8 protein-coding genes and 3 pseudogenes are annotated in these 11,277 nt (G+C 63.6%); 6 read left to right on the plus strand and 5 right to left on the minus strand.

The annotated features are described in order from the left end of the window. Positions 1-55: 55 nt before the first annotated feature. Positions 56-247: pseudogene (locus LWC34_RS03035) on the minus strand (MBL fold metallo-hydrolase); the annotation flags it as partial. A gap of 343 nt (positions 248-590) precedes the next feature. Here LWC34_RS03035 and LWC34_RS03040 point away from each other — a divergent pair. The 3 genes from LWC34_RS03040 to LWC34_RS03050 all read left to right on the plus strand — a co-directional run bounded on the left by LWC34_RS03040 (position 591) and on the right by LWC34_RS03050 (position 3,167). Then, a complete protein-coding gene (locus LWC34_RS03040) occupies positions 591-1,793 on the plus strand; it encodes an ATP-binding protein (protein ID WP_308200078.1) in 1,203 nt (400 codons plus the stop codon). Further along, positions 1,790-1,963: a DUF2399 domain-containing protein gene (locus tag LWC34_RS03045; RefSeq protein WP_233726351.1), complete on the plus strand. Its 174-nt coding sequence runs from the start codon at positions 1,790-1,792 to the stop codon at positions 1,961-1,963. The genes LWC34_RS03040 and LWC34_RS03045 overlap by 4 nt, the downstream gene beginning before the upstream one ends. Positions 1,964-2,042: 79 nt before the next feature. Further along, positions 2,043-3,167, plus strand: coding sequence for a hypothetical protein (locus LWC34_RS03050; protein WP_233722872.1), 1,125 nt, complete (start codon positions 2,043-2,045; stop codon positions 3,165-3,167). Between the two features lie 145 nt (positions 3,168-3,312). On the opposite strand, the pseudogene LWC34_RS03055 reads toward LWC34_RS03050, so the two are convergent. Together LWC34_RS03055 and LWC34_RS03060 are read right to left on the minus strand one after the other, a co-directional pair. After that, a pseudogene (locus tag LWC34_RS03055) lies at positions 3,313-3,504 on the minus strand (MBL fold metallo-hydrolase); the annotation flags it as partial. Positions 3,505-3,664: 160 nt separating this feature from the next. Then, complete coding sequence (locus LWC34_RS03060; RefSeq protein ID WP_233722873.1) at positions 3,665-5,932, minus strand: 2OG-Fe(II) oxygenase; 2,268 nt, start codon at positions 5,930-5,932, stop codon at positions 3,665-3,667. Between the two features lie 432 nt (positions 5,933-6,364). On the opposite strand from LWC34_RS03060, the gene LWC34_RS03065 reads away from it, so the two are divergent. Together LWC34_RS03065 and LWC34_RS03070 are read left to right on the plus strand one after the other, a co-directional pair. Next, entirely contained in the window at positions 6,365-7,630 is a 1,266-nt protein-coding gene (locus tag LWC34_RS03065) for a helix-turn-helix domain-containing protein (protein WP_233722874.1), read from the plus strand. A gap of 239 nt (positions 7,631-7,869) precedes the next feature. Next, the gene (locus LWC34_RS03070; protein ID WP_233722875.1) at positions 7,870-8,259 is read left to right on the plus strand and encodes a hypothetical protein; all 390 of its coding nucleotides are present in this window, start codon (positions 7,870-7,872) and stop codon (positions 8,257-8,259) included. Between the two features lie 169 nt (positions 8,260-8,428). On the opposite strand, the gene LWC34_RS03075 is transcribed toward LWC34_RS03070, so the two are convergent. Then, positions 8,429-9,106, minus strand: a complete 678-nt coding sequence (locus tag LWC34_RS03075; RefSeq protein WP_233722876.1) for an MBL fold metallo-hydrolase — start codon at positions 9,104-9,106, stop codon at positions 8,429-8,431. Positions 9,107-9,203: 97 nt separating this feature from the next. Between LWC34_RS03075 and LWC34_RS03080 the strand changes: the two genes are divergently transcribed. Next, a complete protein-coding gene (locus LWC34_RS03080; protein ID WP_233722877.1) occupies positions 9,204-10,442 on the plus strand; it encodes an acyltransferase family protein in 1,239 nt (412 codons plus the stop codon). Here the strand turns inward: LWC34_RS03080 and LWC34_RS03085 are convergent. Continuing rightward, positions 10,415-11,092, minus strand: a pseudogene (locus LWC34_RS03085) (maleylpyruvate isomerase family mycothiol-dependent enzyme); the annotation flags it as partial. The gene LWC34_RS03080 and the pseudogene LWC34_RS03085 sit on opposite strands and share 28 nt — an antisense overlap. Positions 11,093-11,277: the final 185 nt, after the last annotated feature.

The following is an 11,277-nucleotide window of genomic DNA, read 5'->3' on the forward strand; positions in this document are numbered from 1 at the left end:
AGACGACGGAGCCGCCCTGCGCGATCGGCGGCTCCGTCTCGTGCAAGGCGGGGACTTACCAGCCGCGGGAGCGCCATTCGTCGATGTGGGGCTTCTGCTCGCCCAAGGTCGAGTCGCCGCCGTGGCCTGGGTAGAACCAGGTGTTGTCGGGCAAGACGTCAAAGATCCGCGACGAGACGTCGTTGATCAGCGACTCGAAGTCCGAAGGTGACGTGGTTCGGCCCACCCCTCCAGGAAACAGAGTATCACTTTAGCGGTGAAGAAGTCCGTGTCAGTGATGTCCTGTCGAACCTGGTCCCCGACCAGATCCGTAGCGCTGCAAGGTCATTGAAGTCCTCAGCCGTGGCTGTGGCCCTTGCCTTGGACTCGATGCAGACGATCTGGTCGTCCACCCGTTCGAGGACCACACCTGTGAGCATACGGAAGTAATGAGTGTGTATTTGCGGAAGACAAGGCCTCGTACTTGCGGAAGTTAAGTTGCGTGAATGCGGAAGATCTGACACCCTGTCCGGGTGGATGGAGCGCTGACGGGCCTAGCTGATCGATGGTTGACGGCCGTGCTCGCTGATCGCCTTGCGGAGGAGCCGACTGTGGTCCTTAACGGGCCAAGGACGGTCGGGAAGAGCACGCTGTTGAGTTCTCTGGCACAGCGCCTTGGCAAGGTAGTGGTCGACTGCGACGACCCCGCGACGCGTGCTGCCGTTCGGAACGATCCGGGGCGCTTCGTCGCTGGACCCGGCACGGTGCTGATCGACGAATACCAGCACGTCCCGGAGGTGCTTGATGCGATCAAGGCTGAACTGAACCGTGATCTACGTCCAGGGAGGTATGTCCTTGCCGGTTCCACGAGGTACTCGACACTGCCGCAAGCTGGGCAGTCGCTGACGGGCAGGGTCGACATCCTCGATGTGTTGCCATTGGCCCAGATGGAAATCGACGGGAACGCGAGCGAGCCATTGGTCCATCGGTTGCTTCAGGGCATGACATCGCCGCCCGTTGCCGAGCCGTCCCCAACGACTCGAGACGAGTACGCCCGACGCGTGACGTCGGGAGGTATGCCGGTGGCTTTGCGGCGGCCTCCTGGGCGCTCACGTTCCCGCTGGTTCAGCAACTATCTCGATCTCGTTGTCGAGCGCGATGTGATCGAGTTGAGCCGAGTCCGGCAACGCGAGATGCTGCCCCGACTCCTCAACCAACTGGCCGCCAGGTCTGGGCAGGTGTTGAACATCGCCTCGGCTGCTCAGGCGATCGGGATGGAGAAGAGCAGCGCAGAGAACTACCTGCGCCTCCTGGAAGCGGTATTCCTCATTCAACGCTTGCCCGCTTGGGGTACAACCCTGGGATCGCGGATAGCGCGTCATCCCAAGGTTTATCTTGTCGACGCCGGAGTCATGGCTTGGCTGCTCGGCCTGACTCCAGCGAAAATCTCCCAAGGCGATCCCGCTGTGCTGACCGAGTACGGGCACCTAGTCGAGACCTTTGCGGTGGGTGAGATTCTCAAGCAGGTCAGCTGGTGGGATGCGCCTGTCGCGGTCGGGCACTTTCGCACCGCCGCAGCAGACGAGGTCGATCTTGTCCTGGAACGCGATGATGGCGCGGTTATCGCGTTTGAGATCAAGGCAGGAACCCGTATCCACGGCGAGGATCTGCGTGGGATCCGGGCCTTGCGCAACAGGCTTGGCAATCGCCTCCTGACCGCGGTCATCCTCTACACCGGTGCTTTGTCGTACACCCACGATGACGGGATTTTGGTATTGCCCCTTGACACGTTGTGGACGCCACGTTGGCGGTGAATATCCCCGACACGGCGTTGACGCCAGCAACACAGGCCAGCCGACCCGTCGATGCCGCCTGGGCCCCGGATCTCCGTCCCGCACTCGAACACCACGGCATCCATGTCCGGGACGAGTTGATGCTGTCCGAACTCATCACCGATCTGTCGGCTGCCGCCACCGCTCCCTGAGCCCGAACACTCCGATCCGGTCCTGGCGGGCGTCCGGACTATGTTGGGGCCTGTTCGGCACAGCGATGGGAGATACCACGTGGATCTGTTGGAGCGGGCCGGCGAGCTCAAGGGAATGCTCGTCGACTTCGCCATGTCGCCCCGGTTCGACGTCGAGCTGACGGCGGTGATCTGGCAGAGTTTCCCGGGCGGGGTGGTAACCGACGAGGCCGAGTTCACGATGGTCCTCGACCACTTCGCGTTGCAGCATGAACTCCGGTCGGGCGGCACGGTGGTCGAAGCGTTCGTGACGGCCAACCCTGAACTGCCCGATGTCGAACGCGACATGCTGCTGGACTGGCGGGACGTGGTCGAGGGCATCTTCGAGGTGCGAGGCAAGGACCGTGACGCGGTGCTGTTGTTCAACTTCGTGGACGAGCTGACCTACCGGACCCGGTCGACTCTTGGCCGCAAGGCATTCACGCCGCTGAGGAAAAGCATGATCGTCGTGGGGCGGGTTGTCCGGGTCGACAGCGACTGGGTGGTCAGTGGCAACCTCGCTGCCTTTCCCGCCTCGGCTCGCGACCAGATGCTGGCCGCCGCTGCCCAGGAGGCGATGCGCAATCCGGCAGCTGCCTTCCGTAATCCGGAGAAGTTGGCCGAGGCTCGCCGCCTCATGACCGAGCAACATGACCTGTTCGTCGACCTGTTCGGCGCCGATCTCATCGTCGTGCCCGGCTCCGAGGTGCCTGGCAAGGTCACCGAGTTCTACCACCATGTGGCCCGGCAGGTCCGACCTGACGCTGGGCCGCCCGATCCCGACCGGCTCGGCCTGGACGGTGAGGAACTGCTCAGCGCCGAACACGTCGCGATCCACTTCGTGCCCGGCGAGGGCCTGAGCTTCTACCCCGATTTCCATCTGGTCGAGGAGGCGTTCGTCAACCCTGCGTTGCTCTCACGTCGTCGTTACCGCGAGGCCCTTACCGACTTGCTGCGCGACCCCGACACCTCCCCGGAACCACTTCGGCAGCTCGCGGCACGCGACCAGAGCAGCGCGAACGTCGTGTTCGGGAAACTTCTCAAGCGCAAGGGCTTTCGCTGGGACACCGAAGGAGAGGCCCTCCTACGTCGGCACAAGCCTGGCTACTTCGACGGATCACAGCTGCCCCGAACCGTCCCGCTTTCCAAGACCTTGTCCGACGCCCTCCAACGGTCCCGCCCGTGACCGCACCACCGATCGACTGCCCGACAGGCGTTTGCAGCCACGGACAGTACTGAGCCTGGTCCAGCAATATGGGAGGTCGATAGCCCATTCTATTGCCCCTGCGGCAATGGGGCCGCCTACTGGTTAGACAGCCCCATTCGGATGGTCACCAGCCGCGTTCGCGCCATTCGTCGATGTGCGGTTTCTGCTCGCCCAAAGTCGAGTCGTCGCCGTGGCCCGGGTAGAACCAGGTGTCGTCCGGCAGGACGTCGAACAGGCGCGAAGAAACGTCGTTGATCAAAGACGTGAAGTTCTCCGGTGAGGAAGTTTTTCCAACCCCTCCCGGAAACAGCGTATCGCGTCAGCGGTGAACATATCGACACGACACGGTCATGACGCTCGTGAGGTACCTGTGACCGGTACGAGCAGGGAAGATCTTCGGCGATCGCGGTAGGTGAGACCGTCTGGACGATCATGCACCCCGTTCTGCTCCGTCACCTTACGTTCGCGTTGATGCGTCACCCCAACCTCGACGTCACCCATGCCAGGTCGGTCACGGCCTTGTGTCGCGTGTTCCTGGCGCGCGTGAATAGCTCGTCGGTCTTGGTCAGCACCAGAGTGTATGGCCGCCCTTGCCGCCGGGTCTGGTGCCGCACGGGCAGGCCCGCCGAGTCGATCTGGGTGTGCATGTGCCGGCGTCCGTCTGTTGCCAGCGGCCACTCGAAGATCCGCCGTGACCGTGAGTTGAGAAACGTCCTCAGCGTGTCACAGAGGTCGCACCTGCATCCGGTCCATTCGATCGACCAGTCGTCTTCGTCGCGTTGCGGCCTCGCGATGATCCTGCCGAGCCGCTGCGCGCAATCCCGCGCGACCGTGTCAAACCCTGCCATCCGCCGCGCCTCTGCGAGACGCAGCGCTGGCATCAGACATTCCAGTGCGTTGTCCCCATACTCGCGCAGCGCTGCCGTGATCTCGTCGCATAGCTTGTCGTCGGCCGCTTCCAGTAGCCGCACCAACGGCGAGCTCAGGTTTTCCAGCTGCGGCTGGCGGACCTCGCTTCGCGCGGTGGTGGTCCAGAGCCGGATCTCGCCGTCCAGCCAGCCCCAGGTTTTAGCGGCCAGTAGCCGTGCCACCTCTGGGCTCCCGGCGGTACGCAACGTCCCGCACAGCTCCGGCAGCCCTTCGACCCACTCGGACCGGTCGGTTGCGAAATGGCGCCTCGGCTCGAACCATCCTTCGATGACGTTGCGCGTCCAGTCCTCGCCGTAGCGTCCGGCTGCTGCTGCCAGCCTGCCCGCGTGTTCCTGCGTGATGGACTGCATTCGGAACGGTTCCAGCAGCATCGCCGCTGTCCCGGCGGCGTCCAGGCCCGCCGCGACGTCTAGGGCCGCATCGAGCAGTGCCGGCTGTGCTCCTGCTTTCTTCCAGAATGGCGCGAGCGACTCCGCTGCGGCACGTGCGCCGTCCAGGTCTCCGGCGTCGATGCGGTCGCGGAGCTCGTGGAGAGCCCACTGCGATCCGGCTTCGGCACGCGCCGCGAATGCCCGGTCCCGCGGCCACAAGACGATCGCGGCCCGCCGGTACCATCGGTCCAGCGTGTTGCCGTAGTTGCCCATGTAGCCCTCGTACTCGGACTGGTAGGGCTCCAGGCGCGCACTCGGAGTGGCGGCGCATACCTCGTGGTCAGGGACGTGTAGCGAGATCGGCTCGCCGTCGGCGTCGTCCAGGCTGGTCCACCAGCCGAGGGTGATCTCGTTGTCTATCAGTTCGTTGAGCTGAAAGTCGTCGGGATCCTCGCCCGGGCCGCGCTCTTCCTCGTCTTCGTCCTCGTAGTAGTCGTGGTCGTTCCACGGGTCGCTGTGGGATGGCAGGGCGTCCCAGGTCTCCTTCACCTCCGCGAGTGCCAGCACTGTCTCGCATCCGGCCTGCTGCGCCGCGGCGCGTACCAGCGCGGCCCGCTCCGCGTCGGCGCCTTTGAGCCGGCGCCAGTCCAGGCCCCGCTGGGTGTATTCGTGGTCGAGCAGGAAGACCAGCCGGTTTGGTGTGCCGAGGTCGCGGCCGCCGTACGGCGAGGTGGCGGGCGTGGTGAAGTGCTCGGTCAGGCACTGCACCAGCTCGGTGGCAGGGCCAATCTCCGGAACCGGGGGCTCGGTGGCAGCCAGCAGATTGAACGTGATCGTCACCCGGTATCCGGACCTGACGGGCGTGACCTGGTGGCGGCAGTCGGCGTAGAACGCGACGAAGGTCAGCTCTTCCTTCGAGGCGCGGTAGGCCCTGGTCTCGCCGGCGTGGTCGATGACCAGTTCCCCGCCGGTGTGCGCCGAGGGCAGTGACACCACCAGCGTGCCCACCATGGCGTCGTGCTTTTCTGAGTCCTGGTGGGGAAGGAAGAACTGTCCCTTGCCGTAGACCAGCATTGAGTGCGGCTCGGCCCGCAGCCGTGCCGTCCGCGGGAGCGCGAGCTCGTCACGGAAATGTTCCAGCGCGCGGTCCAGCAGCGCCGCCCAGCCGGGTCCGCCGAGCGTGATCTGATCCGGAGTGAGCTCCCACGTGTCACGCACGCTGGCGTCGGTCAGCGTCTCTTCCCTTCGCCCGAACATCGCCGACCGCGCTACTGCGATCAGCTTCTTCGCCATGGGTGCGCGGACCGGAAGGCTCACCGGGCCTACGCCGGACACCTCAAGCTGGAGCAACTGCGCCTGCGCCAGCAGTTGAGCACTGAACGACCCGGTCGGCTCGGAGTCTCCGAGCAATCGCGCCAGCCGTTCCCGCGCCGTCTTCGCCATGTGTCCTCGCTCGCGTTCGCCGTACTTTTCGCGGCCAGACTGTAGTCGCGGGCGACGGGAATCGGACAGCGACCGTTTTCGGCCGAAGGCCGCGCGGGCGCTTATGGCGGCGGCGGTCTGTGGCGGTGGTCCTTGGGAAGAACACACCGTGGTCGTGGCCACTGCCATCGCCGCTTACGGGTGAATTCAGCAGGCGTACGGAATGCACAACAACGATTCGCCTGTCCTGTCCACAGTGGACCACGTCGAGCTCGGCGAAGCTTACGCCGACGACGGAATCACCCCGTCGACTCAGTAGGTCAGGTCCCTGTTGGCTGCCGCAGCGCACTCTCTTGACTACGCATCCCGGGGTGCATGCATGTCACCACGTCGAATAGTTGCGATGTTAGCAACTCGATGTCATAGTGAGTTGCGAAGGGGAGGAGTGTGGTTATGGCTGAAGGACTGACTGGGTTGGAGGCTCTGGGGCTCGATGAGCTTGCGGAGTCGACTTCTGAAGACTTGAGGTCGGCAGAGGTCGGAGCTCGTGTTGCGGCGGCACGTCATCGGGCTGGAATGACAGGTACAGAGCTCGGCGCCGCGGTCGGGCTTCGGAAGGACCAGATCTCGAAGATCGAATCCGGTAAGCGTCGATTGGATGTTGGTGAGCTTCCCGGTATCGCTGCCGCTCTTGGTGTGACAGTGCGTTACCTGTTGGGTCAGTCGGAGCGTCCTGGTTTGGCAATGGCGGCGCGGCTTGCCGCGGGTGTGGGGCCGGAGGCGACTCGCTCTGCCCGTCGACGTGCCCGGCAGTTGCTTGAACTGGATGATCTCTTAGGGCAGGTGGCGGGCATGCCGCCAGCACGACCAAGCCAGGCAGGAGCGGTGGTGCTGGAACAGGCTCGTTCTGGCTTCACTGTTCGGCCGCGGTCGAAGGTGACCGCACAGGCTCAAGGCTTAGAACTGGCTGAGCTAACGCGCCGTGAACTCGACTTGGGTAGTGACGCGCTCGGTGACCTTGCGGCGCTGTTGGAACAGCACTTTGCCGTTGATGTGGCATTGTCTCCGTTGGGTACAGATGCTGATGGATTGTGCGTACATGGCGAGCATTCTGCGCTTATTCTGGCCAGCAGTGACTTTCCTGATGGGCACCTCCGGTTCACGTTGGCACACGAGCTGGCGCACCACTTGCTCGGTGACCCACGAGAAGTTATCGAGGAGATCGAGCATGACATGTTCGCTGGCAATGCTGAAGAATGGCGGGCGAATGCCTTCGCTGCGCATCTACTGATGCCTGAGCGGGGCATTCGCTCGGTTCTTGAGTGGCTCGGGGCAGGGCAGGGGCAAGTCAGCGAGCGAGCCGTTGTTGCGCTGATGGAGCACTTCGGTGTGTCGATGGCTGCGCTGGTCTATCAGCTGAATACCATCGGGGTAATAGATTACGAGGCTGGGAAGCGGTTGCGTGACCAGAATCGCGTGCGCACATTGATTTCGCGGCATCGCGATGTGGCGCCGACCGAAGCTGCCACAATCGTGCGCAGGGTGCACCGAGCGCCCGAGCGACTGGCTCGGCATGCGTTGGCCGCAGTTCGTGCGCAACGCCTGGGGCTGTCGGTGGTGGCAGCGCTTCTCGAACGTGACGATGACGAACACTTGTGGGAGTCCGTGATGGGCGACATCGTGACGGATGGTGACAATGGAGATGACATCGTTCTGTGAGTGCAACGCCCGTCCCCAGTCCCAAGTCGACATCTGCGCAGGGAGGCGTCGAGCAGGTTTGGTTCTTCGACACGAGTGCGCTGGTCTCCCTTGGTGCGCATCTACCGCTGCAGCAGGCTGTGAGAGAGACACTGTCTGTGCATCGCAGAGTGCTGGCCAATGCTGTTGTAGCTGAACTTGAGGGTTTGGCATCAACGCCTCCGCCAGAGGGGAGGTGGGCAAGGACGGCACTCGGTCAGTTGGACTGGCTCGGCCGGCCCGTTCGGCTGGATGATCCAGTTGGCACGGACCTCGCCTTAGAGATCCAAGAGGAGCTCGCGGCCGGCCGTGGCCTCAAGCACCCTGCGGAGCACTACGGTGAGGCTGCCATTATCGCTCTCGCCAGTCGTGCTCAAACGTTGCGGCCGCTGATGTTGAGTGATGATTACAATGCTCGTGTTGCGGCCAACGTCCGTGGCGTCAGGGCATTAAGCATTCATAAGCTGTTGCATCTCATGATCAAACAGGCAAAGGTTTCCGTGGTAGAAGCTGCTGAATTCGCGGACGCGCTGCATGCTGTCGGCCGATCGCCGGACTATACTGCCGAAGAACTTTCTTCAGGAAGGCTTGGTCGGGTCGGTCAGCCTTAGTCATCAAGAAAACTGTCACAATGTCAGAGACGCACGTCGAGTCGCGAGCTGCCGATCGGTTCGCTGGCCAGGAATCTGAGTGCCGGGCCCGGATCGGTCCGTTATTGGCGTGTCCTGGCGACTTGAAGAAGCGTGCGCCCGAATTATCAGGTGCACGCTTCTTTCGTAATTACCAGCCGCGCGAACGCCATTCGTCGATGTGGGGTTTCTGTTCGCCGAGGGTGGAGTCGTCGCCGTGGCCTGGGTAGAACCAGGTGTCGTCAGGGAGGACGTCGAACAGGCGCGACGAAACGTCGTTGATCAAAGACGTGAAGTCCTCTGGAGAGCCAGTTTTTCCTACGCCTCCAGGAAACAGCGAGTCGCCGGTCCACAGGTGCGGGTGGCCAGAAGGATCGCGGTACAGCAAGGCAATCGAACCCGGTGTGTGCCCGCGAAGATGGATCACCTCAAGTGTGCACTCGCCCACCTCGATGGTGTCCCCGTGTTTGACGAACACGTCCGGGGGTACAGGGAGCGGGTCCGCGTCGAGCGCGTGAGCGACCGTGTTCGCGCCATTCGCGCCGGCGACGGCGCCGAGGGCCTGCCAGTGATCGGGGTGTTGATGGGTTGTCACGATCGTGCGCAACCGCGGCCGGTTGCGGTCGTGTCCGATGAGGTCTTCGATCCTCTCCGGATCGTTCGCCGCGTCGATCAACAGTGCGTCCCTGCTGGCGTTGCACACCAGCAGATATGCGTTGTTGTCCATCGGCCCGACCGAGAGCTTGTTGATGGTCAGTTTGTCAAGTGTTCGCCTGGCTGCCGCGCCGCCTGGTTCCACATGACCGGTGTAGTTCTCGACAACGTCCACGGTCGAGGACAGTAGAGGACCTGCTCAGTGTCCTCACAGGTTCCTTCATTACGCTCCGGTCACGCCACTGTCCTTGTCCGCCGATCACTGCGAGCTCGTGACTACCACTCATTCAGCGTCAACGCGCAAGATCAGCTGGGACATCCTCCGGGTGTTCGCCGTCTTCGCCGTCGTCGTCGAGCACATCACCCACCAGGCCCCGGTCAACCATCCTGAGCTGGGCGGATACCCCTTCTCTTTACCGCTCCAGTTCGGCGCGAGCACCATGCTGGTGATCTCCGCTTTCTTCGTCTGCGTCACCATCGGGCGCCGTCGGTGGTTGTGGAACCGGGTCGCTCGGTTGCTGCCCGCGTACTTCGCTGCCGTGATCGTGACTTATGTCGCCACTCGGATCGCGGTGACCGTTTTCGACCGGCACTCTTACGGGCCTGGTGGCTGGCTTTTCGGTGCTTCGGTGTCCAGTGCTCCCGGCGAGTTTCCGTGGTTGCAGCCTTCTGTCCATGACCTGTTCGGCAACCTGATGATGATGCAGGTGTGGATTCCCGGCTTCCACTGGATCGACGCTTCCTACTGGACCATGCCGGTTCAGCTCGCCGCGTTCGTCGTCGCCGCTTTGTTGTTCCCGCGCAAGTGGTTGACCGCCCGCAATGCCCCGCTTTTGCTGTGGTCGTTGGTGATTGTCCCGGTTGTGCTGCGGTTCACCGCGCGCACCGATGACTCACCCCAATGGGTGAAGTCCATTTTCGACGGTCTCGCGCTCAACCGCGTCCAGCTTTTCGGCGTCGGCGTGGCGATTTGGCTGTGGTCGACCGGGCGCATGCGCGTCTGGCACCTCGGCGTGTACATCGTCGCCGCGCTGGTCGCGCAGGACACGCACGCCTACTTCACCGATACGCCTTCCACCGTCGCGCTCGGCGTTGTCCTCCTCATCGTTTGCTTCGCCGCGGGTGGCAGGGATTGGGACGTGCCGTTCGTACGCAGGCTCGCGCCAGCCATCACGTGGCTGGCCGGGATCTCGTTCGGCGTGTACCTGATCCACCAGCAGCTCGGGTTCATCCTTGCCCGGTCACTGTTGGACCTCGGTGCCACGCCGATCGAACGGTTCGCCGCGTCGTTCGCGCTCGCCGTCGTGCTCGGCTGGCTGCTCACCAAGCTCGTCGAACGGCCCGTTCACCGCCTGCTGACCCAGAAAACTCAGAGCCACGCAGGCAGGTCCGGCAAGTCACCCGCCAACCCTGACCCGTCGCCTCTGCCCATCAGCCAGGCCAACACGGTTGGCGCGGGGCCGCCGACGTCCGGCGAGTCCTTCGCCGCCGCCAACTCCCAGTCGCGCTGACGGCCGTCGGGAAGATCCACGCGCAGCCGGACCGCTGGCACGTCCTTGCGCTTGGTGAACTCGCCGACCACCAGCTCCAGCAGGCGTTCTACGTGCCCGTCCGGCAGGTCGCCGAAGCCGATCCCGGCGTCGAGGTCGATCATGTGCACGGCGGTTTCCTGCCAGCGCAGCCGTGGCACCATGCATGCCGCGATCTGCCTGCCCGTGGCGAGGGTGACCGATTTGCTCCACGAAATGTCATCCATCTGAGTGACAGATTCGAAAAATCTCTCGGTCGCGGCCGTCAGATCTTCCTTCAGCACCGCCGTCATCCGATGGGCGCCTTCTTCGATGTCCGCGTCCCGGTCGGCCTTGCTCGTGTACATCGGGTGCTCGACCCCGGTCCGTGCCCAGGTGAGCAGGTTCACCAGCGCGTCAGCGTTGCGCGCGAGGTGGGTCACCACATGTGCCCTTGTCCAGCTCGGCAGCAGGCTTGGCCGCCGCATCGCGATGTCGTCGAGCCCCTCGACGACACCCGTCAGCAGCACGGTCGTCTGCCTGGCTGCGGCTATGCCCAGTTCGGCGTACTCAGTCGCGGAGAGATCGCTGCGCGGCTCCGGCAGGGAATCGTGTGGCGTGGCGGTTTGTTGCGATACGCGTGATCCAGTCATGTGTCGTAATCCCGACTTCGCAGAGCGACATGGCGCTCACGATGAGCTGATGACGACCAGGGTACGGGTAGATCACCGGCCATGGGGGAGACTCCAAATCGGTTTTGTCGTACCCCCCGCCTAACATGGGTCGCGGCGCCCTTGATCGAACGTGTATTCGATAGCGCTGGCCGAAAGATCAAAGA

The sequence above is a fragment of the Kibdelosporangium philippinense genome (genome assembly GCF_021390435.2).
Classification (GTDB): Bacteria; Actinomycetota; Actinomycetes; order Mycobacteriales; family Pseudonocardiaceae; genus Kibdelosporangium; species Kibdelosporangium philippinense.